General features: G+C 73.3%; 13 protein-coding genes. 6 read left to right on the top strand and 7 right to left on the bottom strand.

Features of this window, described 5'->3' with window-relative positions:
* The first annotated feature begins 67 nt into the window (after positions 1–67).
* From ACZ4Z5_RS19420 to ACZ4Z5_RS19395, 6 genes are all read left to right on the top strand, one after another.
* Complete coding sequence (locus ACZ4Z5_RS19420) at positions 68–1,897, top strand: AfsR/SARP family transcriptional regulator (protein WP_468264288.1); 1,830 nt, start codon at positions 68–70, stop codon at positions 1,895–1,897.
* Positions 1,898–2,135: 238 nt separating this feature from the next.
* Positions 2,136–5,474 carry a non-ribosomal peptide synthetase gene (locus ACZ4Z5_RS19415; protein ID WP_468264285.1) on the top strand — a complete coding sequence of 1,113 codons (3,339 nt, stop codon included), beginning with the start codon at positions 2,136–2,138 and terminating at the stop codon, positions 5,472–5,474.
* Complete coding sequence (locus ACZ4Z5_RS19410) at positions 5,471–6,862, top strand: serine hydroxymethyltransferase (protein WP_468264282.1); 1,392 nt, start codon at positions 5,471–5,473, stop codon at positions 6,860–6,862. The genes ACZ4Z5_RS19415 and ACZ4Z5_RS19410 overlap by 4 nt, the downstream gene beginning before the upstream one ends.
* Positions 6,859–7,512 (top strand): DUF2461 domain-containing protein, encoded by a 654-nt coding sequence (locus ACZ4Z5_RS19405; protein ID WP_468264279.1) that lies wholly within the window; start codon positions 6,859–6,861, stop codon positions 7,510–7,512. Before ACZ4Z5_RS19410 ends, ACZ4Z5_RS19405 begins: the two co-directional genes overlap by 4 nt.
* 6 nt (positions 7,513–7,518) lie before the next feature.
* Positions 7,519–8,556, top strand: coding sequence for a threonine aldolase family protein (locus tag ACZ4Z5_RS19400; RefSeq protein ID WP_468264276.1), 1,038 nt, complete (start codon positions 7,519–7,521; stop codon positions 8,554–8,556).
* 77 nt (positions 8,557–8,633) lie between these two features.
* Positions 8,634–9,236: a GNAT family N-acetyltransferase gene (locus tag ACZ4Z5_RS19395; RefSeq protein ID WP_468264272.1), complete on the top strand. Its 603-nt coding sequence runs from the start codon at positions 8,634–8,636 to the stop codon at positions 9,234–9,236.
* 274 nt (positions 9,237–9,510) lie between these two features.
* On the opposite strand, the gene ACZ4Z5_RS19390 is transcribed toward ACZ4Z5_RS19395, so the two are convergent.
* The 7 genes from ACZ4Z5_RS19390 to ACZ4Z5_RS19360 form a co-directional block, all read right to left on the bottom strand.
* Positions 9,511–10,620, bottom strand: a complete 1,110-nt coding sequence (locus ACZ4Z5_RS19390) for an acyl-CoA dehydrogenase family protein (RefSeq protein ID WP_468264270.1) — start codon at positions 10,618–10,620, stop codon at positions 9,511–9,513.
* Positions 10,617–11,807 carry an acyl-CoA dehydrogenase family protein gene (locus ACZ4Z5_RS19385; RefSeq protein ID WP_468264267.1) on the bottom strand — a complete coding sequence of 397 codons (1,191 nt, stop codon included), beginning with the start codon at positions 11,805–11,807 and terminating at the stop codon, positions 10,617–10,619. The genes ACZ4Z5_RS19390 and ACZ4Z5_RS19385 overlap by 4 nt, the downstream gene beginning before the upstream one ends.
* A 22-nt stretch (positions 11,808–11,829) precedes the next feature.
* Positions 11,830–13,308: a condensation domain-containing protein gene (locus ACZ4Z5_RS19380; protein ID WP_468264264.1), complete on the bottom strand. Its 1,479-nt coding sequence runs from the start codon at positions 13,306–13,308 to the stop codon at positions 11,830–11,832.
* On the bottom strand, positions 13,305–16,658 hold the full coding sequence (locus tag ACZ4Z5_RS19375; protein ID WP_468264261.1) for a non-ribosomal peptide synthetase: 3,354 nt from the start codon (positions 16,656–16,658) through the stop codon (positions 13,305–13,307). Before ACZ4Z5_RS19375 ends, ACZ4Z5_RS19380 begins: the two co-directional genes overlap by 4 nt.
* Positions 16,651–20,976: a non-ribosomal peptide synthetase gene (locus ACZ4Z5_RS19370; protein ID WP_468264259.1), complete on the bottom strand. Its 4,326-nt coding sequence runs from the start codon at positions 20,974–20,976 to the stop codon at positions 16,651–16,653. The genes ACZ4Z5_RS19375 and ACZ4Z5_RS19370 overlap by 8 nt, the downstream gene beginning before the upstream one ends.
* A gap of 574 nt (positions 20,977–21,550) precedes the next feature.
* Positions 21,551–22,852 (bottom strand): MFS transporter, encoded by a 1,302-nt coding sequence (locus ACZ4Z5_RS19365; RefSeq protein ID WP_468264257.1) that lies wholly within the window; start codon positions 22,850–22,852, stop codon positions 21,551–21,553.
* Between the two features lie 78 nt (positions 22,853–22,930).
* Positions 22,931–24,022 carry a winged helix DNA-binding domain-containing protein gene (locus tag ACZ4Z5_RS19360; RefSeq protein WP_468264254.1) on the bottom strand — a complete coding sequence of 364 codons (1,092 nt, stop codon included), beginning with the start codon at positions 24,020–24,022 and terminating at the stop codon, positions 22,931–22,933.
* Positions 24,023–24,032: the final 10 nt, after the last annotated feature.

The following is a 24,032-nucleotide window of genomic DNA, read 5'->3' as shown; positions in this document are numbered from 1 at the left end:
GCTCGGTCACACTCCTGGCGCAGGTTAGCCCAGATGAACCGGAACCTGAACAGCGAGGAGGCTTGCCATGGAATTCCGCGTACTGGGACGGGTGGAGGCACGCCGTGCGGGCCGGCGAGCCGACATCTCGGGGACGAAGCTGCACACCGTACTGGCAGCCCTGCTGCTCGCGCGCGGCGAAGTGGTGTCCGACCAGCGGTTGAGCCGGCTGCTGTGGGGATGGGATCCCCCGACGACGATGAGCGCACAGCTCTACACGTACGTCTCACGGCTCAGAAAGATCCTCGGCGACGACATTTCCATCGAGCGTATGCCGCCCGGCTATGTCATGGACATCGGGGATTCCCGGCTCGACGTGATCGAATACGAGAGGCTCGACGCGGCGGGTCATGAAGCATTGATGGCGGGTGATTACGAGAAGGCCGGCATGCTGCTCCGCGAGGCACTCGCCCAGTGGCGTGGACCGGCTCTCTCCAATGTCACGGAATTCCTGATGGACACCGAGGAGCCACCGCTCGCGGAGGCCCGCGCGGTCACCCTCGAGAACCGGATCGCGGCGGACCTGGCGGTCGGCTTCCATCAGCAGTTGGTCGCCGAACTCACCGGCCTCGTCGCGGAGTTCCCGCTGCGCGAGCGGATGCGGGGCCAGCTGATGACGGCCCTGTTCCGGTCGGGCCGTCAGGCCGAGGCGCTGCAGCTCTACCACCAGGGCCGGGAGGAGCTGGCCGAGGAGCTGGGCGTCGACCCCGGTGAGGAGCTGGGCGCCGTCTACCAGGGCGTACTGGACGGAAGCCTCGGCACCCGCACGGCCGTCCCCCCTGCCGTACCGGCCTCCGTGCCGCGTGCCGTGCCGGCGATGCTGCCGCCAGACAGCGCCGACTTCACCGGCCGGGACCGGGAACTGGCGCAGCTGCGCGAGCTGCTGGCCCCGCCCGGGGTGGGCAGCACGGCCGCCTGGCGGCCGCGTCGCGTGCTGCTCATGGGGATGGCGGGCATCGGGAAGACGGCGCTCGCCGTACGGGCCGCCCACGCATGCCTGGAGCACTCCCCCGACGGCCAGCTGTACGCCGATCTGCGGCACCCGGACGGTACGCCCAAGGACCCCGCCCAGGTGCTGGCCCTGATGCTGCGCGCCCTGGGCCAGACGCCGCCGGACCCCGCGTGCACGGACCTCGACGAACTGGTCCGGCTCTACCGGGCGGTGACGGCCGGCCGGCGGCTCCTGGTGCTGCTCGACAACGTCGCCGGCAACGCCCAGCTCGGCCCACTGCTGCCGAACACCCCGGAGGCTGCGGTGCTGATCACCGCGCGTACCGCACTGCCGTCGGTGCCGGGCACCCACACCATCGTGCTGGACCCGCTGGACCGGGCCGATTCGCTGCTGCTGCTGTCGGCCGCCGCCGGACCGGAACGCATGGCGGCCGCCTCGGAGGCGGCCGAGGCCATCGCGGACCGCTGTGCGGGGCTGCCACTGGCGCTGCGCATCGCCGGGACCCGAATAGCCGGCCGGCCCCACACTGCGCCCGCGGTGTTCGCCGATCGGCTCGCCGACCCGGCGACCAGGCTCCGTGAACTCCGGCTGGACGATCTCGACGTCCGCAAGGCGCTGCTGTCGTGCGGTCGGGGGCTGGACGGCGACGCGGCGACCGCCCTGCCGCGGCTGGCCCGGATCGAGACGTCGGCGTTCGCGGCCGCCGAGGCCGCGGTCACGCTGACCACGTCCGAGGCGGACGCGGAACGGCTGCTGGAATCCCTGGTCGACGCCGCGCTGCTGAACGTCCGCGGCAGTGACGGCACGGGGCGGCCGCGGTACGGATTCCATCCGCTGGTCCAGCTCTTCGCGCGGTCGCTGGACGACGACGCCGTTCCGGTGACCGTCGAGACGGCCGGCGCATGACCGCCGCGAGGAATCCCGCGGGTGCCCGCCGGAAGGGCGCGCGAACGCCGCTTCCGAAGACGGGTCCGAGCACCCTCGTCCCAGCCGGGCGCCCACGCCCCGTCCGCACCACGCCCGCACCACCCCGGGCGACGCGCCGCCGGGTACGCCTCTCGCCCGTGGCGGGCACGCGTAACCGGCGCATGACCCCCTCCTTCGAGACTCTCTGCCGACCTCCCAATCGCGAGTGGAGCCCGACATGACCGATCTCCTGTACACCCGTGCCGCCGCGCCGGACGCCGCCGCGTCCTTCCCCATGACCGAGACCCAGCAGGCGCTGATGATCGGGCGCGGTGACGCCGTGGAACTGGGCAGCATCGGCTGCTACGGCTACTTCGAATGGGAGCGTCCCGGGCTCGACCCGGACCGGCTGGCCACCGCCTGGCGGCGGGTCGTCGAGCGGCACGACATGCTGCGGGCCGTGGGGCGCACCGACGGCACCCAGCACGTGCTCCAGGACCCGCCGCCGTACGCCCTGCCGGTCATCGACCTCGGTGACCGCTCCCCCGCCGAGGCCGAGCGGGAACTGGCGGCGCTGCGCGAGGAGATGAGCCATGTGGTCTTCCCGGTGGGCAGCTGGCCGCTCTTCGACCTGCGGATGGTGCGGCTGCCGGCGGGCGCCGGTGACGACGGTTCCGGCGACGGCTCCTCCGGTGACCTGTGGCGGGTGCATCTGGGCATCGACCTCCAGGTGCTGGACGCCTCCAGTGCCTTCCAGGTGCTGTTCCCCGACCTGATCGACCTGTACGAGAACCCGGACGCCGCCCTTCCGGAGCCGGGCATCACCTTCGCCGAGTACGCCCGCTGGCGCGCCGGCACCCTGCCGCACACCGAGGCCTACCGGGCGGCACGCGACTACTGGCTGGAGCGTGTGCCGGACCTGCCGCCGGCACCGGACCTGCCGGCCGGCGGGCCGCGGACCGGCGCGGTCCGCTTCGACCGCAGGGAGCACCGGATCCCGGCTGCGGGGCTGCGCCGGCTGAACGAGGTGGCCGAGCGTGCCGAGGTGTCCCTGTCGGTCCTGCTGACCTCGGGGTTCGCCGAGGTCATGCGGGTGTGGTCGGCGACCGCCGACTTCACGGTCAACTACCCGGTGTTCCACCGGCCCCCGGTGCACGACGGCATCGGATCCGTGCTCGGTGACTTCACCAACGCGGTGCTGCTGACCGCCTCAGCCGCGGGCGAGACCTTCCTTGACCGGACCCGCGCCCTGCACGAGCAGCTGGAGCGGGACGTCGCACACGACGCGTTCAACGGGGTGCAGGTGCTGCGGGAGCTCACCCGGCTGCACGGAGCCGGCGACCAGGCCGGCATGCCGATCGTGGTGACCAGCCTGCTCGACTACCCGGTGCGCCGGCCGGTGGACGACCTCGGCCACGAGGTGTACTCGATCTCGCAGACCCCCCAGGTCTCCCTGGACGTGCAGCTGCGGGAACTGGGCGGCGAACTCCGGGTCATCTGGGACTTCGTGGACGGCGCCTTCGCCGACGGCCTGATCGACGACGCCTTTGGCGCGTACCTTCGGCTGCTGGACCGGATCCTCGACGATCCGGAGGAGGCCCTCACGGTCCGGCGGTTCGACCTGATCCCGCCCGCCCAGCGGGAACTGCGCCGCCGGGTCAACGACACCGAGGGCCGCATCCCCTACGTCACGCTGCACGAGCTCTTCGCCGCCCAGGCCGAGCGCACCCCCGACGCCGAGGCCGTGGTGGACGCGCGGCGCCGGCTGAGCTATGCCGAACTGGCCGCCTACGCCTGGCGGATCGGGCGCCGGCTGCGCGCCCACGGAGCCCGGCCGGGCGAACTGGTCGCCGTGGTCATGGAGAAGGGCTGGGAGCAGTACGCGGCGGTGTACGGCGTCCTCGCGTCCGGTGCGGCGTACCTGCCGCTGGACGCGACCGTGCCCGCGGAGCGTCTGCACCGGCTGCTCACCGAGGGCAAGGTCGACAAGGTGCTCACCCAGTCCGCGCTGAACACCCGGCTGAGCTGGCCGGCGAACGTCCACCGCTACTGCGTGGACACCGAGTTCGAGGTCGGCGACGCGTCCCGGCCGGACACCGCGCAGTCGCCCGCCGACCTGGCCTACACCATCTTCACGTCCGGTTCGACGGGCGAGCCCAAGGGCGTGATGGTCGACCACATCGGTGTGGTGAACCTGATCCGCGACGTCGCCGAGCGCTTCTCCGTGTCGGCCGGCGACCGGCTCCTGGCCGTGTCCGGGCTGCACTTCGACGCCTCGGTCCACGACGTGTTCGGCATCCTGCCGTACGGCGGGACCGTGGTGCTGCCGCCTCCGTTCACCCATGCCGAGCCGGACGTGTGGGCGGGGCTGGTGGCCGACGAGTCCATCACCCTGTGGAACTCGGTGCCGGTGCTGATGGAGCTGCTCGTCGGCGAGGCGGAGGTCAGGGAACGCCGGAGCGGCGAACGGCCCCTGGAGACACTGCGGCTGGCCGTGCTGTCCGGCGACTGGATCCCGCTGACGCTTCCCGACCGGCTCAGGGCGACCGCCCCGCGGATCCGGGTGGTGGGCTCCGGCGGCCCGACCGAGACGATCTGCTGGTCGCTCTTCTACCCGATCGGGGAGGTCGACCCGGCCTGGACCAGCATTCCGTACGGCAAGCCGATCACCAACCAGCGCTACTACATCGTCGACGAGGCGGGCTACGAGCGTCCGCTCGGGGTGGCCGGCGAGATGGCCGTGGCCAGTGACGTCGGTCTGGCCCTCGGGTACTGGAACGACACCGAGCGCACCGCCACCCGCTTCGTGCACCTCCCCGAGACCGGTGAACGCGCCTACCTCACCGGCGACCTGGGCCGTTACCTGCCCGACGGCAACATCGAGATCCTGGGCCGCGACGACTTCCAGGTGAAGATCCAGGGGCAGCGCATCGAGCTCGGCGAGATCGAGGCCGCCCTGCGGCAGGACCCGGCCGTCGAGTCGGCCGTGGTGGTGGCCCCGGCCAGCGCCCACGGGGTGCGGCGGCTGCACGCCTTCGTGGTCGTCCCGTCCGGCGGCACCGCGGCAACGGAGGCCGAGGCGGGCGCGGACGGCGTCCTGGCCCGGCTGACGGAGCGGCTCCCCTCGGCGATGGTCCCCTCGCAGCTGACGGTCCTGGACGCGCTGCCGCTGACCCGGAACGGCAAGGTGGACCGGCTGGCGCTCGCCGAGGCGGCCGGCCGGCAGTCCGCCGGCCCGGACGACGGCCCCGCCGAGGGCGCCGCCGGGGAGCCGGAGAGCCCGCTGGAGGTCGTGCTGTGCGCGGCCGTCGCGGACATCCTCGGCCTGGACCGGGTGGCTCCCGCCGACAACTTCTTCAAGCTGGGCGGCGACTCGCTCAGCGGCACCCGGCTGGCGGGCCTGCTCCAGGACCTGCTGGGGGTGCCCGTACCGGTCAAGACGGTCTTCCAGAATCCCGTTGTCTCCGAACTCGCCGACAGGATCGCCGCGGACGGAAAGTACGGCGCCGACGCCCTGCTGGCCGCCGAGGCACTGTGCCTGCCGGAGTCGGACGAGCCCGAGAAGGGACACTCATGAGTCTCACCCTGCCCACGGCCGCCCCCGCTCCCCCGGGCGGGACGGCCACCGCAGTCGCCCCCGACCTGGTCGACTTCGCCGCGCTCGCCGCGGCCAGGCTGCAGGAGACCGACCCGTCGCTCTACGACCTGCTCACCCAGGAGACCGCGCGGCAGAACGACACGCTGATGATGGTCGCCGCGTCCAGTGTCGCCGACCCTTCCGTGCTCGCCTGCGGCGGCACCGCGCTCGGCAACCTCACCGCGGAGGGGTACCCGGGTGCCCGTTACCACGCCGGCTGCTCGGTGGCCGACGACATCGAGCGGCTGGCGGTGGAACGCGCCAAGACGGCGTTCGGGGCGCGGGAGGCCATCGTCCAGCCCCACTCCGGTTCCTCGGCCAACCTCGCCGTGATCACCGCACTGCTGTCCCCCGGCGACACACTGCTGGGCCTGGACCTCGACTGCGGCGGTCACCTCACGCACGGTTCGCCGGCCTCCGTGACCGGCCGCTACTACGACGCACGCGGCTACCGGCTCACCCCGGACGGGCTGCTCGACTACGGCCAGATCCGCGAACTCGCCCTCGCGCACCGGCCGAAGCTGATCATCTGCGGGGCCAGCGCCTACCCCCGCACCATCGACTTCGCCCGTTTCCGGGAGATCGCCGACGAGGCCAACGCCTATCTGCTCGCCGACATCTCGCACATCGCCGGACTGGTCGCCGCCGGGCTGCACCCCAGCCCCGTGGACCACGCCCATGTGACCACCACCAGCACCTACAAGCAGCTGTACGGTCCGCGCGGCGGGCTGATCCTGCTGGGCCGCGACGCCGGCCGGGCGGGGCCCGAGCGCGGCACGCTCGCCGGGACGCTGCGCCGGGCCGTGTTCCCCTTCACCCAGGGCACACCCGATCTGGCGTCGGTGGCCGCCAAGGCGCGGGCACTGGCCTTCGTGGCGAGCCCGGATTTCGGCGCGCTCGCCCGGCGGCTCGCCGACGGGGCCCAGGTGATCGCGGAACGGCTGGCGGGCCGCGGGTTCCGCCTGGTGACCGGCGGTACCGACACCCACATGGTGCTGATCGACCTGCGCGGCACGGGACTGACCGGCGACATCTGCGAACTGGCCCTGGAATCCTGCGGGATCGTGGTGAACCGCAATCGCGTGCCGGGCGACACCACGCCGGTACGGGTCACCGGCGGGCTGCGGATCGGCAGCAACACCATCGCCGCGCGGGGCATGGGGCGGGAGGCCGCCGCCGAGTGCGCGGACATGATCGCCGATGTGCTCACCGCGGTGCGGCCCGACGGCGAGGGCGGCTACCGGCTGTCCCCCGTCGTCCGGTCCGGGACCCGCGCCCGGGTCGCGGAGATCTGCGCCCGCCACCCGCTGCCGGGCTATCTCTCATGACCTTTGCCGGCTTCCCGCCGGACGCGCTCCGCCTCTACGCCGACCTCGCTGCGGACAACAGCAAGGAGGCGTGGCGGCGGAGCCTCCGCGCGCGGTACGAGAGCGAGGTACTGGCGCCGGTCCGCGCACTGAGCGAGGACCTGTCGGACGAGTTCCCCGGCGTCCGGGTGCTGGGACCCGTGCGGGACACGCGGATGTCGCACGACAAGTCGCCGTACAAGACCTACCAGGGTGCCTACCTCGACCTGGCGCCCTGTCTGGGCTACTGGCTCCACCTCGACACGGACGGTCTGTACGTTTCGGGGCGCTGGTATCCGTACGCCGGTGAGCACGTCGGCCGGTACCGCGCCGTCGTCCTGGACGACGGCGCCGGCGGGGCGGAACTGGCCTCGATCACCGGGGCGTTGCAGGACGACGGGTTCACGATCGGCGGCGACCGGCTGAAGACCCGGCCGCGCGGTGTCCCGGAGGACCATCCGCGGCTCGGTCTGCTGCGGCACCGGAAGCTGGACGTGGGGCGGCGCTTCGGCCCGGACGACGGGCTGCACGGGCCGTCGGTGCCGCTCCTGGTCCGGGAGACGTGGCGGCGGGTACGGCCGCTGCTGGACTGGGTGGCCGCGCACGGGCTCACCCCGGAACCGAGGAGTTGATGCGCCGTGGCGAACGGCAACCCCGTCGTCGATCTGCGGAGCGACACGGTCACCCGGCCGACGAAGGGCATGCGGGCCGCCATGGCGGACGCCGAGGTCGGCGACGACCTGTTCGGCGAGGACCCCACCGTCCAGGCACTGGAGGAGCGGCTCTGCGAGCTCTTCGGCTTCCCCGCGGCCGTGTTCGTGCCGTCGGGCGTGATGGCCAACCAGATCGGACTCCGGCTGCTGCTCAACCCCGGCGAGGAACTGGTCTGTGACGCGGAGGCACACGTCCTGGCCCACGAGGAGGGCTCGCCCGCCCGGTACGGCGGGATCCAGACCCGTACGACGAGCGGTGCGGACGGCCTGCTGTCCCCTGCGGTGCTCACGGACTTCCTCCGGCCCGGCAACGCGTACACCGTGGGGACCCGCGCGATCGAGGTGGAGCAGACCCACACCCGTGCCGGCGGCACCGTGTATCCGCTCGACGTCCTCCAGGAGATACGCGCCGTGGCCGACGTGGCGCGGGCCGCCGTGCACATGGACGGTGCCCGGATCTGGAACGCCCACGCGGCGACCGGCGTACCGCTCGACCGGTACGGGGCGGTCGCGGACACCCTCGCCGTGTGCCTGTCGAAGGGACTCGGAGCACCGGTCGGTTCCGTCCTGCTGACGCGGACCGGACACCCGCTTCGGGCGCGGCGGCTGCGTCACGCTCTGGGCGGCGGGATGCGGCAGGCCGGGATCCTGGCCGCGGCCGGCCTGTTCGCCCTGGATCACCATCTCGAACGGCTTGCCGAGGACCACGGGAACGCGTCGCTGCTGGCCGAGGGGCTGAGCGCGGCGGGCCTCTCGGTGCGGACCCCGCAGACGAACATCGTGCTGGCCGGGACGCCCCACGCCGCCGCCCTCGTGGACGAGGTGGCGCGCGACGGCGTGCGGGTGACCTCACCCGCGCCCGGTGTGTTGAGACTCGTGACCCATCTCGACGTCGACAAGGCTGCGTGCGAACGGGCGGTGGACGTGTTCCGTGCCGCCGTCGACCACGTGGCCCGCCCCTAGAACACATCCCCCGTCGGATCCCACTCCCCCACTGGACCCCACTCCCCCGTCGGAAACGAAGAGAGCGAACGATCGTCATGCAACTGGAAGTTCACCCCGCGACCGAGGACCGCTGGGAGGACCTGGAAAAGGTGCTCCGTCCCAAGCCCAGCAACCACACCTGCTGGTGCATGGCGTGGCGGCTCACCACCGGCGACTACGGCCGGATGACCGCCGAGGAGCGCGGGGCCCATATGCGCAGCCTCGTCGCCGGTGACCCGCCCCCCGGGGTGCTGGGCTACGCGGACGGCGAGATCGCCGGCTGGTGCAACGTCGCCCCGCGCAAGGAGCTCGACCGGCTGACCAGCTCGAGGACGATCCTGCCGGTGGACGACCTGCCGGTGTGGTCGGTGACGTGCTTCGTGGTCCGCCAGCAGTTCCGCGGGCGGGGCGTCGCGTCGGGCCTGCTGAAGGGCGCGGTGGAGCACGCCCGTTCGCACGGGGCACCGGCCGTCGAGGGATACCCCGTGGACCCCGAGGGCGGCCGGGTGAACCCGACCCTGGCGTACGTCGGCACCATGGAGATGTTCGAGCGTGCCGGGTTCCGCCGGGTGCGCAGGACCGAGGCGAAGAGCGACAAGCGGCACCGCTGGATCATGCGGCTCGATCTGGACGACCCCGGTCCCCTCTCGGGTGTCTGACCCGCCTTCCTCGACAAGGTCGAGCACCGACCGGGCCGGGGCTCCGCGGAGCCCCGGCCCCGGCGTCGTGTCCGCCGCGCGTCCCGGTCGGGTCCGTTCTGCGCGGCGTCGCCGTGCTCATGCGCGTCCATGCCGCCCGGCGTCCCTGCTCATGCGCGTCCGTGCCGCCCGGCTTCGTCGGCCCGCGCCGCGGTGCCGCGTCGGGTCCGTGCCCGCCGACGGCCCGCACCCGGCCCTCCGGGTGCGGGCCGTCGTGGTCCGTCGCGGTCGGATGTCACGGGACACGGGCCGCGGTCTCCCAGAGCATCGCCGGGCGGCCGCAACGCATGGCCTCCCAGGCGACGCGCCGGTAGCAGCCGGCGACCAGGGCGTCGCGGGCCAGTCCGGCGGCCCCGTGCAGATGGACCGCGTCACGGGTCACGTCGAGTGCGGTCTCCGCGGTGAGCGCGATCAGGCCCGCCGCGTCGCCCGCGGTGAGCCGTCCCTCGTCGAGGTCGCGGGCCGCGTCGCCGACCGCCCAGCGGACCGCGTCCAGCCGGGCGAGCAGCCCGGCGACCCTCAGCCGCGGCCCCTGGTGCTTGACCAGTGCCTGTCCGAACTGGCGCCGGCCGCGGATGCGTTCCACGACCGCGGTGAGCGCGGCCGCGGTGATCCCGGCGAGCAGTGACGCCTGGTAGACGGCCCCGCGGAGGCCGACCCGCGCGAGTGCCCGTTCCGCGGCGAGTCCGCGCAGCAGGACCTGCTCGGCGGACACCACCGCCTCGTCCAGCACGGCGCCCGCGACCGCTCCTCCGCCATGGTCCCGCAGCGGCCGGACGGTGACGCCCGGCGCGGGCAGCGGGACCAGTGCGACACACGGCCCGTCCGGGCCGCAGGCGACGAGCAGCAGCGCGCCCGGATCCACACCGGCCGCGAACGGACCCGCGGTCCCGCTGAACACCACCGCACCGGTGCCGGGATCGGGCTTCCAGGTGATCCCGGCCGGGACGGAGCCGTCCGGGCCGGGCAGTCTGCCCGGGACGGCGACGGCGAGTTCGCCGGTGCGGATGCCGTCGAGCAGGTCCTCGGCCGCGTCCGGGGAGGCCTCGTGGACTCCGGCGAGCAGATCGACGGTGAGCAGGGTGCCGAGCAGCGGCACCGGCTGCATGGCGTTGCCGGCCTCCTCGCAGAGCATGGCCAGGACGGCGCTGCCGAGGTCGAGGCCCTCCATCTCCATCGGCAGCCCGAACTCCCAGGCGCCGACCTGGGTGAGCGCGTCCCAGCAGTAGGCGGCGGTGCTGCCCCCGGCGTCCAGGCTCTGCCGCACGGTCAGTCTGAGCTGCCGGAACAGGGAGTCCTCGTCCTCCCGTTCACGCCACCGCTCGGCTTTCCTCTCCAGTGTCACGGCCGTACCTCCGCCCCTGAGTCGAGACGCAGCCGGGCCAGCGTCTCCAGCATCATCTCCGCGGTGCCCCCGGAGATCTTCATGCCCGGTGCCTCGCGCAGTGCCGCGTCCAGCGGGTGCGCCACGCCGTCCACCGACGGGTCGTCGAGGGTCATGCTCTGGTCGCCGTCGAGTTCGGCCGCCCACCAGGCCACCTCGGCGGCCAGTTCGGTGGTGTACCACTTGGCCGCCGCGGCCTCGTCCTCGTTGAGATCGCCCCGGTCGAGGCGGGTGAGGACCCGGCGGACGAGGGTTCCTGCGGCGAGGAGCCTGGCGTTCAGCCTGGCGAGGCCGATCTCGTCGTGCTGGCCGGACTCCAGGCGGTCGGTGTGGCTCTCCAGGCGTTCCAGGGCGGCCCGGTACCAGCGCAGGGCCTTGACGTAGTAGTCGAGGCCGGTGCGTTCGAAGGCGAGGGTCTTGACGACGATGGCCCAGCCCTGCCCCGGTTCGCCGACGACGTCGTCGGCGGTCACCGGAACGCCCTCCAGGACCACTTCGTGGAAGGCGTCGTCCATGATGCCGGGGATGGGGCGGATGGTGACGCCCTCGTTGGCGAGCGGTACGAGGAAGAGGGTGAGCGCGTCGTTGTCGTCCCGGGCCAGGCACAGCCCGTAGTCGGCGAGCCGGGCGAACAGCGAGTGCACCTTCGTGCCGTACAGCTTGTAGCCGCCGTTGCCGTCGGGGACGGCGCGGGTCGACAGGATGCTGAGGTCGGAGCCGGCGTGCGGCTCGCTGAACAGCACACAGCCGAACGCCGTGCCGGCCGCGAAGCCGGGCAGGTGACGCGCCTTCATCGCGGGGCTCGCGACGTTGAGCAGCGTCGAGCCGACGATCTGCACGGTGAGGGTGTGCAGCAGGTCGGGCACGTCGTGCATGGCCAGTTCCTCGACGAGGACGGCCGCGGCCACCTGGCTGACGCCGCGACCGCCATACTCCTCGGGCCACTGGGGAGCGAGGACGCCGGCGGCGCCCAGTGCCCGGTGGACGGGGCGTGGATCACGGGTGCGGCGTGCCTCGGCGACCGGGGCGGAGACGAGGATGTCGTGGATCTCCTCGCGCAGCGCGCGCATCGGGGTCCTGGGCTCGTCGGGTCCGAGTGCGACGAGGCCGCAGTCCGCGGGCGGCCGGTAGAACTCCGTGGTGAGCAAAGGGGGCCTCCTCTCGAGAGGCTCAGAGAACGGCGGTGTGCGGGGTGCAGACGGCCCGGTCCAGCACCTCGTGCATGCCGGTGAGCAGGCCGCGGATGTCGTCGGGGGACGCCGCCCGCCGGTTGTACTCGGCGGTGCCCGCGAGCTCGCCGTCCCGGTCGGTGATGCCGATGCAGGCGAGGGTGGCGGCCGGGTCGGGGCTGTAGAGCTCCAGATGGCGGGCGGGCGGTCCGGGCAGCGGGCGCACCTCGATTCCGGGGAGGTCGAAGGGGACGGTCGGGTAGTTGTGCAGGGCGAACAGCACGTCGTACGGCGGTGGTCCGTCGGCCGCGGGGAACAGCACGTCGACGGGGAGCCGCTGGTGGCCGAGCGCTTCGGCGACCGACGTCCGGGTGCGGCGCAGCAGTTCGGGGAACGCCGGGCTTCCGGAAAGGTCGACTCGGATCGGTACGACCGTGGTGAACTGGCCGACGGCGCCTTCCAGGGGACCGGAGAAGCGGCCGGCGGTGGGGGTGCCGATCGCGATGTCGGTGCGGCCCGCACGGCGGGCCAGGACGACGGCGAGTGCGGCGAGGAGGGTCATGAACGGGGTGGCGCCCTCTGCGGCGCCGAGCGCGATCGCGGTGTCGGCGGTGGTGCGGTCGAGGGACACCGGGAGGTGGCCACGCTCGAAGCCGCCGGAAGCCCGAACGGCGGGCGGCAGCCCGGCGAACGCGGCCCGTCGGTGGGTGAGCTGTGCGGCGCCGTCCGGGCCGGCGAGCCAGCGGCGCTGCCAGTCGGCGTAGTCGGGCAGGTGCAGTGCAGGAGCGGGCGGCAATACGGCGTCGCGGTAGCCGTCGACCAGATCGCCGAGGAACACCCCGGACGACCAGCCGTCGAAGACGGCCAGGTGTGAGGTGAGGATGAGGACGTGTTCGCGTTCGGCGAGCCGCAGCAGGTGGAACCAGCTGGTGCGGCCGGTGGCCAGGTCGAGGGCGGTACGGGCGCTCTCGGCCACCTGCCGCTCGACCCGGTCGGCCTGCTCGTCGGGGGCGAAGCCGCTCAGGTCGGTCCTGGTGAGCCGCAGGCACGGCTCGTCGTCGACGACCTGCCGGAGGCCGTCCGGACCGCTGACGTCCACCAGCCTGGTGCGCAGCGCCTCGTGCCGGCGCAGCACCCCGGTGAGGGCGCGCTGCAGCCGTGCCGTGTCGAGGTGCCCGCTGAGCCGGACCGCGTGGGATCCCGTGCCCACGGCCGGGTCGCTGCGCTCGCGGCGCCACATCCGCGCCTGGACGGGTGTGACCGGGGCGGGCCCTCGGTCGTCCCTCGGACCCGGCTGGCCCGGGACGGGGGCCCGCGCGGCGAGCAGCAGCCGCGCGAGCTCCCTCTTGGCCTCGGGCAGCCCGGCGAACGCCTCGCCGGCGGCCCCGCCGGGTGCGGGGCCGGACCCGGCGGCGGACGCCGCCGGGGCGGCCACGGGCGCGGGGCCCGTGGCGGCCGGGGTGCGGACGGGGGCGGTCATCGGGGGCCGCCCTGCTGGACGGAGCGGAGCAGTTCGGCGGCCTCTTCGTCGGTCATGTTCTCGATCTGCTCGAACACCGCCATGAGGCGGGCCTGTTCGCCGGCGGCGGCCTCCTGGGCGGTGCGCACCAGGTCGGCGAGTCCGGCGACGGTCGGGCGGCCGAAGAAGTCGGCCAGGGCGATGTCGATGCCGAAGACGGAACGGACCCGGGACACCACGATGGTGGCCTGGAGGGAGCTGCCGCCCAGGGCGAAGAAGTCGCCCTCGACGTCCGGGGTGGTCCATTCCAGGATCGGGGTGAGGATGTCCCGGCAGATCTGCTCCTCGATCGCGTCCCGCGGAGGGGTGCCGCCGCCGGTCTGGTCGGCGGGCAGCGGCAGCGCCGCGACGTCGACCTTCCCGTGTGCGGTGAGGGGCAGCTCGGGCAGGACGACGACGACCGGGACCATGTAGCCGGGCAGCCGTCCGGCGGCGTAGGCGCGGAGCTGCTCGGCGTCGGCGACCTCGGCGGCGTACGAGCCGACCTGCTCGACGGTGACGTAGGCGGCGAGGGTCTTCTCGCCGCCCGCGCCGGGCCGGGCCAGGACGACGGCCTGCTGGACGGACGGGTGGCCGGTGAGGACGTTCTCGATCTCGCCCGGTTCGATGCGGTGGCCGCGGACCTTCACCTGGCGGTCGGTGCGGCCGAGGAAGTCCAGGTTGCCGCCCGGGAGCCAGCGGACGAGGTCACCGGTGCGGTACAGCGTCTCGGTCTCCGGGCCGTCGGCGAAGGGGTTGGGGACGAAGCGCTCGGCGGTGAGTTCGGGCCGGTTGAGGTAGCCGCGGGCGACGCCGGGGCCCGCGACGCACAGCTCGCCGGGGACGCCGGGCGGCACGGGGCGCAGCCGCTCGTCGAGGACGAAGGCCTGGTGGCCCGGCATGGGGCGGCCGATGGGCGGGTTCCGGTCGTAGGACCCCACGCAGTTCATCAGGGTGACGGCGACGGTGGCCTCGGTGGGGCCGTAGCCGTTGACGAACCGCCGCTCCCCCGCCGTCCATTCGGCGACCAGCTTGCCGGGGAAGGCCTCGCCGCCGACGGACACCAGGCGCAGGGCCGGCAGTTGCGCCTGGTCGAGGAGCGGCAGCAGGGCGGGCGGCAGTTCCGCCACGGTCACCTCGGTGTCGCGCAGCAGCCGGGAGAGCAGGGCCGGATCGCGGCGCTGCTCGTCGTCGGCGATGACGATCTCACCGCCGGCCAGCAGGGTGGTGAAGATCTCGAAGACCGAGACGTCGAAGGTGAGCGGGGCGAAGTGGAGCAGCCTGTCCTCGGCGGTGATCTCGTACGCCTGGGCGATGCAGCGGGAGAAGTGGGTGACCGAGCGGTGCTCGATCATGACGCCCTTGGGCGTGCCGGTGCTGCCCGAGGTGTACAGGACGTAGGCGAGGTCGCTCGGTACGGCGGTGGGGGTGAGGGACGGGACCTCCCGCACCGGCGCGGTGGTGCCGGCGGGCACGGTCCGGATGTCGTCGGGCAGGGTCGCCGTGTCGTCGACCAGGCCGTAGCGTACGCCGGCGTCCGCGAGGACGGTGCGGGTGCGCTCGGCGGGTGCGGCCGGGTCGACCGGGATGTAGTGCGCGCCCGCCTTGAGGACGCCGAGCACGCCGGCGATGGCGGCCGGGCCCCGTCCGAGGCAGACGGCGACGGGGTCGCGGTGCCGCACTCCGCGGTCGCGCAGCCGGTGGGCGATCGCCTCGGACCAGCGGTCCAGGGCGGCGTAGTCGAGAAGACTGTCGCCGTACCGGACGGCGACGGCGTCGGGGGTGACGGCGGCGCGTTCGCGGAACGCCCGGTCGAGGGTGGTGGTGTAGGCGGCCTCGTCGACGGGGCCGCCGCGGGAGAGCTCGCGGGCGTTGCGGGAGGCGGTGGGCTCCTCCACGAGGCTGAGCTCGCCGATCTCGACGTCGGGGTCCTCGGCGACCTGCTCCAGCACCCGCCGGAACGCGGTGAGCAGGCCGCTGGCGGTGCCGTGGCGGTAGAGCGAGGTGTTGTACTCCAGGGACAGTTCGAGGTCGTCGTTCTCGCCGACGAGGAAGCTCATGTCGAACTTCGCGGCGCCGTCGTGGATCTGCTCGATGGCGAACTCGACGCCCGCGGCCTCGGCGTGGTGTCCACCCCAGCGGCCCAGCGAGGTGAACTCGATCTGGAACAGCGGGTGCCGGAGCGGGTCGCGGGCCGGACGGACGGCCTCGACGACCTGCTCGAAGGGCAGCTCGCTGTTGGTGAAGGCGTCCATGACGGTGGAGGAGGTGCGGCGGACCAGCTCCCGGAAGGTGAGGCCGTCGCGGACCTCGGTGCGCAGCGTGATCATCTGCACGAAGCAGCCGATGACCTGCTCGAGGTCGGGGTGCGGCCGGGAGGCGCTGGCGGTGCCCACGATGACGTCCTCGTTGCGGGTCCAGTGGCGCATCAGCGCGTTGAACGCCGCGAGGAGGGTGGTGAAGACGGTCGTGCCGTTCTCCTCGGCGACCTCGTTCAGCCGGTCCAGCATGGCGCGGTCCACGGTCAGTTTGAGACCACGGCCCTCGCCGCGGGTCTCCGGACTGCGCGGGTAGTCGGACATCACCTCGGTGGCCTGCGTTCCGCCGAGGATCTGGCGCCAGCGGTCGGCGAGCCCACGGGTGTGGTCGTCGTCCTCCAGGCGTGCACGCTGCCAGTGGGCGAAGTCCGAGTACATCACCGGGAGTTCGGGCTGCACCGAACGGCCGCCCTCGGCCGCGGCGGCATAGCCCTCGGTGAGCTCCCGGGCGAAGATCCGGGTGGAGCCCGGGTCCCAGACGACGTGGTGCACCACCCACAGCAGCACATGCCGGTCGTCCGCCAGCTTCACCAGCTGGGCGCGGACCGGCGGTGCGGCCGCCAGGTCGAAGGGCGCCGCGGCGTACTCGGCGGTGAGTTCGGCGAGTTCCCGCTGTGCGTCCTCCGAGCCGGTCAGATCGGTGGCCTGGACACCGAGGACGAAGCCCGGGACCGGCTCCTGCCAGGGCACGCCGTCCACTTCGACGAGTTTGCTGTGCAGCACCTCGTGGCGGGCGACGACGGCGTTCAGCGCCTCGTGCAGGGCGGCCCGGTCGAGCGGACCGCCGAGTTTGACGGCGAGGGCGATGTTGTTGCGGGCCTTGCCGGCACCGAGCCGGTCGACGAACCACATCTGCTCCTGCTGGAAGGAGGCGCGGGAGCGGGCGCCGTGGTCGACGTGCTTGAGTTCGATGCGGCGGCGTCCGGCGCCGGTCATCTGGTTCCGCATGCGGCCCAGCAGCCGGGAGCGCTGGCCCTGGGGCAGCCGTCCGAGGCGTTCGGCGAGGTCACTCATTGTCTCCTCCAGTGCGGTGCAGCTCCGCCAGCAGGGCGGCGAGTCGGTCGGGCAGGTGTTTGGCGAAGTAGTGGCGGGCCCCGGGGATGACGGCCAGCCGGACGTCCGCGGCATAGCGGGCCCAGCCGCGGTGGCCTTCCTCATAGCCCTCTGTGGCCTCGTCGGCGTCGCCGATGATGCAGGTCAGCGGAGTGGTGAGGGGGCGTGCATAGCCGTCGGGGGTGCGGCCGAAGAAGCGGGCCGCCTCGGTCATGTCGTGCCGCACCATCCGGATGACTGCGGTCAGGTCGCTGTCGTCGAGGACACCGTCGAAGCCGTCCATGGAGCTGAGGTAGGCGACCATGTCCTCGTCGCTGGAGACACGGTCCATCTCGAGTGCGTACTCGGGGTCCTCCTCGGGCATCGCCGCGGCGAGGTGGAGGGCGACGGGGCGTTCGCCGCGCTCCTCCAGGGCCCGGACCGTGTCCAGGGCGGCGACGACGCCGGCGCAGTGTCCGTACACGGCGTAGGGGCCGGAGACGGTGCGGGCGATCTCGTCGGCCGCGGCCTCGGCGAAGTCGGAGACCGGGATCATGGTGCCCGGCCGGAGCGGGTCATGGCCGGGGGGCGATACGGCGATCAGGGCGATGTGCGGCGGCAGATGGGCGGCCAGCGGCTGGTAGGCGATGGCGTCGCCGCCGCCGTGCGGGAAGCAGACCAGGGTCAGGGCGGGGGCCAGTCCCGGACGCTCGGGGGTGAGCCGGTGGAGCAGCGTGTGCGCGCCCGCCGTGGCACCCGCGCCGGTGCGTCCGAGTTCGGCGACCCGTGCCGCGAGTCGGCGCGGGGTGGGGTGGCTGAACAGTTCGACGACACGCAGCTGCCCGCCGAGGCGGCCGGAGACGGCGCGGATGGCGCGCACGGCGGCGAAGGAGTCGCCGCCGAGGGCGAAGAAGTCGTCGTCGGGGCCGATCGCGGACACCTCGAGGACCTCGGCCCAGACGTCGGCGATCACGCCCGTGGCGTCGTCGGCCGGCCATGACGCCCTGCCCGGGGGCAGCGCCTGGTCGGTCGCCCCGGGGACGGTGGACACGGTCCGGGGGCCGGCCGCCGCCGTGGTGACCCCGTCGGCCGGCGGCCGGGCGTGCTGCGCACCGGACGGGAGGGGCGTGCCGTGCTGTCCGGCTGTCGTCGCGGTACCGGTGCCGGCTCCCGGGACGGCCTGGGAACCGGGGCGGGGAAGCGTGCCGAGCGGGCGGACCGTTCCGGCCGGGGCGACGGCGTGGGCGGGCGACGGGGTACGGCCTGCGGGCCGGGCACTGCCGGGGGCGGGCAGGGCCTTGCGGTCCACCTTGCCGTTGGGGCTGAGCGGCAGCCGCTCCAGGAGGACGAGTTCGGCGGGAACGCAGTGCGGGGGAAGGACCTTGGCGAGGGCCGTGCGCAGTTCCGGGGTGTCGGGTGCGGTTCCCTCGTCCGGCACGACGTAGCCGACGAGACGGGCCGATCCGGCGCTCTCACGGGTGACGACGACGGCGTCCTTGACGCCCGGGCGGTCGCGCAGGGCGCTCTCGATCTCGCCGGGTTCGATGCGCAGCCCGTTGAGTTTGATGCGGAAGTCGGTCCTGCCGAGGAGTTCGATGGTGCCGTCGGCCCCGTAGCGCGCCAGGTCCCCGGTGCGGTAAAGACGTTCGGTGAGGCCGGGCTCCAGTTCGACGTGGACGAACTTCTCGTCGGTCAGCTCCGGCCGGTTCAGATAGCCGCGGGCGAGGCCGACGCCGCCGAGGTGCAGTTCGCCGGGGACGCCCGCCGGGACGAGCCGGTCCGCGGAATCGAGGATGTAGGCGCGCTGGTTGGCCATCGGCCGGCCGTAGGGCAGTTTCGTCCAGGCCGGGTCGGCCTCCCCCACCCGGTATTCGATGGAGTGGATGGAGGCCTCGGTGGCCCCGCCCAGCGCGGCGAACTCCAGGTCGGGTGCGAACACGCGGATACGTTTCGGCTGTGCGACCGGGATCCAGTCGCCGCCGAGGAACGCCGCCTTCAGCCGCGGCAGCGCGGGGCCCCCGGCGTACTCCAGCTGGTCGACCAGCAGGTCCAGCAGAGCGGGCGCGGAATTCCACACGGTGACCCCGTGCCGGACGATCAGCTCCGCCCAGTGGGCCGGGTCCTTCGCCGCCGCCGGGTCGGGCAGGACCAGGGTGCCGCCGGCTCCGAGCATGCCGAGCGTTTCGTAGACGCTCATGTCGAAGCTGGGAGAGGACAGACCGAGCACGGCGTCACCGGGCCTGATGCCATACGAACGGTTCAGGTCTAGCAGGTTGTTGACCACTCCGCGGTGCTCCAGGGCGATGCCCTTGGGGGTGCCGGTGGATCCCGAGGTGAAGATGACGTAGGCGAGGTTGCGCGAGGTGACGGGGGTGGCGGGGCGGGTCGCGGGGCGTGCCGCGATGGCGGCCCGGTCGGTGTCGAGGAGCACCCGGGCCGTGCCGTCGCCCACCGGGATGCGGTCGATCAGCCCCGCGTTGCTGACCACGAGGGGCGGCGCGGCGTCGCGCAGCAGCAGCGCCAGGCGCTCGGCGGGGTACTCCGGGTCCAGCGGCACGTAGGCACCGCCCGCCTTGAGCACCGCGAGGACGGCGGTGACCAGGTCGGGACCGCGGCGCAGGCAGAGCGCGACGGTGCGGTCCGGACCGACGCCCGCCGTGATCAGGTGGTGGGCGAGCCGGTTGGCGCGCTCCTCGATCTCGCGGTAGGTGACGGCCCAGCCGCCCAGGGCGCCGCAGATGACGGCGGGGGCGTCAGGGCGCCGGTCGGCGTGCTCCTCGAAGAGGTGGTGCAGACAGGCGTCCTGGGGGAAGGGCGCCCCGGTGGCGTTCCATCGGTGGATCGCGGCATGCCGTTCCTCCGCGGTCAGCAGCGGAAGGCCGGACAGGGGGGTGTCGGGGGCGGCGACCGCACCGTCGAGGGTGGTGAGGAAGTGGCCGAGCAGCCGGTCGACGGTGGCGCCGTCGAACAGGTCGGTGGGGTACTCGACGAGGGCGCGGACCGTGCTGCCGGTGTCATGGACGCTGATCATGAGGTCGTACTTGGTGGCGCGGGACGTGAAGTCGATGGGTTCAGTGACCAGTCCGGCCAGCGCGGGCGCCGTGTCGGGGGTCTCGTCGAGGAGGAACATCACCGAGGTGAGCGGGGGCCGGCTGGGGTCACGGGGCACGCCGAGAGTGTCGACGATCAGGTCGAACGGCAGCTCCTGGTGGGCGTAGGCCTGGAGCGTGGTGGTGCGGGTGGAGCGGACCAGTTCGGCGAAGGTGGGGTCGCCGCCGGTCCTGATGCGCAGCGGCAGGGTGTTGACGAAGAAGCCGATGAGGTCGCTGAACGCCGGGTGGTCCCGGCCGGACACCGAGGTGCCGACGACGATGTCCTCCTGTCCGGTCCAGCGGCGCAGGGTCGCGGCGAAACCGGCCAGCATCGTCATGTAGAGGGTGGCCCCGCGGGACTGGCCGAAGTCGCGCAGGGCGGATATCAGCGAGGGAGGTATCTCGATGTAGCGTGACTCCCCCGCGTGCCCGAAGACCGGCGGGCGCGGCCGGTCGGTGGGCAGGTCGACGGGTCCGGTGCCGCGCAGCTCCTCGCGCCAGAAGCCGGTGAGTTCGTCGAGCCGGGCACCGCTGATGCGGCGGCGCTGCCAGGCGGCGAAGTCGGCGTACTGGAGCCGTAGTTCGGGGAGCGTGCCGGTGGCGGCGCCGGCCCGGGCGGCGTAGGCCTGCTCCAGTTCGGTGGAGAGCAGCCGCATGGACCAGCCGTCGGTGACGATGTGGTGGATGGTGAGGACGAGGACGTGGTCGTCGTCGGCGAGCCGGCCGAGGCGGACCCGCAGCGGTGCGTCGGCGACGAGGTCGAAGGGGGCTCCGGCGTCGGCGTCGTAGAAGGGCCGGATGTCCTCCTCGCCGGCCAGTTCGGTGACCGGCAGCGGCAGCCGGTGGCCGTCGAGGACCCGGGGCACGGCCTCGGCGGCGTCGGCCTGGTCCGCGTAGACGGTGCGCAGCACCTCATGACGGTCGACGACGTCCTGGAGGGCGCCGTGCAGGGCGGTCACGTCGAGCGGTCCGCGGATGCGGACGGCGATCGGGACGTTGTAGGCGGGGCTGCCGGGCTGCAGCTGGTCGATGAACCAGAGGCGGCGCTGGGCGAAGGACAGCACGGGCGGCTCGTCCCGGTCGCGGGGGGCCGGTTCCTCATCCCGCTGCGCGGCGCCCGGGGCGCCGTCGCGGGCGCTGAGCGCCTGGAACAGGGCCCTGTGTGCCTCCGGCAGTGCGGCGATTCGTTCGGCGAGGGACTCGCTCACCTTGAGCCTCCGTGCTCTTTCGGAAGGTCGGGGTGCTTTTCGGAAGGTGCGGGAGCGGTGCGGGTGGCGCGGGCGGTGCGCCCGGCGCCGGCCGCCCGCCGCGAAAAGGCGGGCCGGGTGGTGCGTCGCGGGCCGGGGCCGTACCGCTGGGGACCCCCGGCCGGCCCGTGGCGGGCGGCGGCCGGGGCTGTGGGACCGGGTCCGGCCGGCGCCGTCCGGCGTCCGGTCGGACTGCTCGCCCCAGTGGGCCGAGGGCGTGTCCGCCCCGGTGGCGGACGGTCCGTCAGGTCCGTTCGCGGGACGGCGCCGAGGCGCTCTGCGGCCCGCGGACCCGGCCGGGCGGACCCGGCGGCGGTGCACCCGGCCCCGCCCGGCGGTCCGGACGGACCGCCGGCGCGGGCCGGTGGTGCGCCGGCGTGCGCCGATGGTGCGGTGGGGCGGGCCGATGGTGCGGTGGTGCGGACCGGTCAGGTCCCCTTTCACGGGAGCCGCACGGCCCGGCCGGGCGGACTCGGGCGGTGTGCCTGAGACGTCCGGCCGGTCCGCTGCGGCTCCCGCGGGGCGGCCCGCCCGATCAGGCGGTGGTGCGGGCGCTGTCGGCGCGCTCCGCCGCGACCGGCTCGTCGGCTGCGGCGTCGGACTGCTCTGGCAGGCCCTGGCCGGGCATCTCCTTGATGGCGACGACCGGGGTGGCCAGCAGGGACAGTCCGCCGATGATGGTGACGGCGCCGGCGACCGCGAGGGCCGCGGTGAGGCCGATGCCCTCGCCCAGCGCGCCACCGGCCAGGTAGCCCAGGGACAGGGCACCGTAGACGGCGGAGAGGGCGGCACCGCTGACGCGGCCCATCTGCTCGTTCGGGGTGACGCCCTGGACCAGGCTGAGCACGTGGATGTCGAACATCGGGGAGACGAAACCGATGACGGCCTGGACCACGATCAGCCCGACGAAGCCGCCGACGGAACCGCCGGTCGGGACCAGGATGTAGCCGGCGCCCAGCACGGCTGCCGTGAGGACCAGGGTCCGGCCGAGCGTGAGGCCCTTGGCGACCTGCTCGGAGAGGATGGCGCCGATGATGACGAAGACGGACATCACGGCGAACGCGGCGCCGACCTGGCCGGGGCTGAGGTGCAGGGTCTTGTATGCGTAGACGATGAGCAGGGCGTCGCCCATGGCCGCGCCGAGGTTCACGAGGACGTTGGCGGTGAACAGGCCACGGAGGACGGGAGTGCCGAAGAGGGTGCGCAGGCCCTCCTTCATCTCGGCCTTGGCGGTCGCCTTCTTCTCCTCGGTGCGCTCCCGCAGGTCGCGGTGCCGGATGACGAGCAGGGCGACCAGCGAGATCAGGAAGGTGAAGGCGTCCAGGGCGACGGCACGGGCGGCGCCGAGCAGCTGGATGAACGCACCGCCGGCTCCGGCGCCGACGGCCTCGGCGACGCTGCGGCTGATCTGGAGCTTGGTGTTGCCCTCCACCAGGTTCTCGTTGCCGATGAGCTGCGGCAGCCAGGACTGGTACGAGACCTCGAAGAAGGTCGTGAGGACGCCGGTGATCGCGGCGGCGATGTAGATGTGCGTCATGGTGACGGAGTCGAGGGCGAACGCCAGCGGGATCGTGCCCAGCGTCAGGAACCGGCCCACGTCGGCCAGGATCATGACGGTGCGTCGCGAGACCCGGTCCGCCACCAGACCGGCGATGGGCGCCAGCAGCAGGAAGGGGAGGAAGCGCAGGGCGCCGAGCACGCCGACCTCGAACGCGCCTCCGTCGAGTACCACGACCGCGAGAGTGGGCAGAGCGAGCAGGGAGATCTTGTCTCCGAAATTGCTGACGGTCTGCCCGAACCAGAGTCGATTGAAATCTGCGTGCCGGGCGAGTGCCATGTCGGTGTCCTTTTCTGATGGGGGGTTCAGGACTTGGCGGATGGCAGTTAAACCTAGGCACGTCCGGTTAGCGGCCGGTTATGAATCCGACGGTTCCCGCACGATCGTGGAGGAATCATAGAAGCGCGCAATATCCGCGATTTCCGCGTCGATTCCGGCCGTCACCTCCGAGCCGGCCGGGGCGCTTCCGGGGAACAGGTCCACGCGGACCCCGCCGCCGCGCGGTGCCCGGCTCCAGGTGCCGACGGCCAGGCCGTCGACCAGCACGGCCGGCCTGATCTGCCCGCCTCCCGGCCAGACCCGGCGCTCGTGCTCGGCGGGTACGGAGAGCTCCCGGCTCCGGTAGCCGACGAGGTAGTTGTCGTACGCCGGAACGAGTCGTACGTCGGGGACCCCGGACGCGGTCGGGGACTCCCCGGATTCCGCCCGTTCCTCACGTGGTTGTGCGTGCCGCCCGGCTGACTCCCAGGCGGCCTTGCACACGGTGAGTTTCAGGCCCGACCAGTGGGCGAAGTCCTGGACGTCGGCGGGGCCGTGGGCCCGGAGGTAGCGGCGGGCCAGCTCCGCCACGGCGGCCGCGCCCTCCCAGGGCAGCGGCTCCTGCGCGGGCAGCCAGTCGTCGAGCAGGGCGAACGCCGGTTCTCCCCCGCGCAGCGGGCCGTGGCAGATCCGGCCGCCGAGGGCGGCCCGGCGGATCAGGTGGAAGGCCGCCTGTCCCTTGGCCTCCACGCCGATCGTGGTCAGCCGGTCGGTGAGCTCCTTCCGGGTGAGCGGCCCCTCGTCGGCGACCGCGTCCGTGATCAGCCGGTCGGCGCGTTCGCACAGCTCGGGGCCGAGGCCGAGCTCGCGGCAGCGGCGTTCCCCCAGGGCCAGGAAGACGGGGCCGAGGAGGGCCAGCAGCCAGCGCGCGTCGTCCGCGTGGACGAGCTGCAGGGTGCCGCGCACGAACCAGCCGCGGACGGCGGTGCGATCGGTCCCGATCGCACGCAGAACGCCCTCCTCGGTGAGGCCGCGGGTACGGACCCGCAGGCCCAGTCCGGCGGCGGCCGGGTCCTGCGCCTGGACGGCGACCGCCCTGCGCAGGGTGTCGCCGACGGAGGTCTCACGGATGCCGCCGGCGAGCGCCTGTGCCCGGGCACGGCGGAGCCGGTCGTTGTGCTGTGGTGCCACGTGTCCAGTC

This window comes from Streptomyces sp. NPDC030222, assembly GCF_055573115.1.
The sequence above is the reverse complement of the archived record's forward strand: the minus strand, read 5'-3'. Positions and strand labels throughout refer to the sequence as shown.

What these genes read in the sequence shown, in the direction of transcription:
- ACZ4Z5_RS19420 (WP_468264288.1), top strand. Translation starts at nt 68, where the DNA reads ATGGAATTCCGCGTACTGGGACGGGTGGAGGCACGCCGTGCGGGCCGG.
- ACZ4Z5_RS19415 (WP_468264285.1), top strand. Translation starts at nt 2,136, where the DNA reads ATGACCGATCTCCTGTACACCCGTGCCGCCGCGCCGGACGCCGCCGCG.
- ACZ4Z5_RS19410 (WP_468264282.1), top strand. Translation starts at nt 5,471, where the DNA reads ATGAGTCTCACCCTGCCCACGGCCGCCCCCGCTCCCCCGGGCGGGACG.
- ACZ4Z5_RS19405 (WP_468264279.1), top strand. Translation starts at nt 6,859, where the DNA reads ATGACCTTTGCCGGCTTCCCGCCGGACGCGCTCCGCCTCTACGCCGAC.
- ACZ4Z5_RS19395 (WP_468264272.1), top strand. Translation starts at nt 8,634, where the DNA reads ATGCAACTGGAAGTTCACCCCGCGACCGAGGACCGCTGGGAGGACCTG.
- ACZ4Z5_RS19380 (WP_468264264.1), bottom strand. Translation starts at nt 13,308, where the DNA reads ATGACCGCCCCCGTCCGCACCCCGGCCGCCACGGGCCCCGCGCCCGTG.
- ACZ4Z5_RS19375 (WP_468264261.1), bottom strand. Translation starts at nt 16,658, where the DNA reads ATGAGTGACCTCGCCGAACGCCTCGGACGGCTGCCCCAGGGCCAGCGC.
- ACZ4Z5_RS19365 (WP_468264257.1), bottom strand. Translation starts at nt 22,852, where the DNA reads ATGGCACTCGCCCGGCACGCAGATTTCAATCGACTCTGGTTCGGGCAG.